General features: G+C 30.7%; 1 protein-coding gene. It reads left to right on the forward strand.

Annotated features, from left to right (window positions below):
* Positions 1-95 precede the first annotated feature (95 nt).
* Positions 96-1316, forward strand: coding sequence for a hypothetical protein (locus AC4PRO_RS18070; protein WP_492118383.1), 1221 nt, complete (start codon positions 96-98; stop codon positions 1314-1316).
* The last annotated feature ends 207 nt before the right edge of the window (positions 1317-1523 follow it).

A 1523-nucleotide genomic window follows, 5' to 3' on the forward strand; every position in this document is an offset into this window, starting at 1 on the left:
CAAAATTGCTTTCTGAATTTGAAAAATAAGGCAAAACTTAATCGCCAAGAAATTGCGCTAGAAACTTGAATCCGCCTGCCAAAACCCTAAAAAGAATGGAGAATATATTTAACCGACAAGTTTTTAATGCAGAAAACCCATTTTTAAGACAAGTATTTAATAAGCAATTTGACGCATTTTTCTTTCTGAATTTCCCCACGCCTCTGGAATTTGATGGAACAAATTCTCATAATTTACCTTGTTTTTTTTTGAACAACCTTAAACAACGAAATATATTTATTTCAAATCTTACTAATTCAAAATACTTACATTACATTTTTAAATTAAATTGGTCTGAAAGGGAAGATTTTGTTAATACTTTTAAAGATAAAATTGGAGACGAACAATACCTTTTTTGGCATAGTGAAAATGAAAATTGGGGGATGATTAGTGATTCTAAAGCAGAATTAGCAATAATTGGAATAAATTGGGAAATAGCAGACCAAGTAAAGCTGTTTTATGAGCCCTTTTTAATCTCACCAAATCAAGCTATTGAGAAGTTACAAATTCAAAACTTTAGTGAAGTTTTTCTTAATCTTTATAAACCAAAGACCGTTCTAGTAAATGGAGATGAATCAAATCCAATGTGGAATAAATATATTTTCGACTGTCACGTTGATAACGAAAATGATAAAATATTCTATTGGCAACAATTTGAACCTTTATACTACTCATTAGCTAAAGTACTTAAAGGATTAAAAGGCATTGATATGTATGCTGACCAAGCGTTTTGGCGACAGTACTATAGACTTAAGCAATGGTACACGACTGGAAAAAACGCAGCAGTTGGAGGTTGGCAAGCGTTTTCTCATAAAAATTGCCATAAAGTTGCAACAAAGTTTTTAAACGACAATTTGCATTTACAGTTGCAATTTGACGGAAAATTTGATGAAGCGGACAAGCTAATTAGAGAAAGTAAAAATGGCTTAATTTCCTTTTCAAGTTTATCGTTATACGCGAACAAAGAAAAACAACCTCAAAAAGGTTATGCAAGTGATTTCTACTTTAAAATTTCTGGAAAAGGTGCAGGTAGAAAAGACCAAGTAAACCAACAATTTGAGTTTTATTTGAAAGAGAATTTATTAGAATCTGAAAAAGTTGAAGAGTTTATAAACGAATTAATAGAAATCGGATTTGTAAAAAAGGTTTACAGATTAAGGCGACCAAACATTTTTGCAAAATATAAGATGGACAAGCCAATTGAAATAATTAGTATGAATAACTTTAGATTAAATTATGACGATTTAGAATTACACAGAGAATTAAAAGATAAATAAAAAACTGCAACTAACAGCGGTTTGCAAAAATGGCGAAATATGTAGTAAATTCACTTTTGTCTTTCGCTAGAAATTTTATCTTAGCCGAAAATAATCGGTTACGAAGTTCGCCACTTCTGCAAGCCGCGACACGTCAGTCTGTGAAAAAACCTCCGTTTAATTCTATCAAATATAAACAAATAATCTAATTATTAGACAGAAAAGTTG

It is taken from the genome of Flavobacterium sp. DW-iso2 (assembly GCF_058725285.1).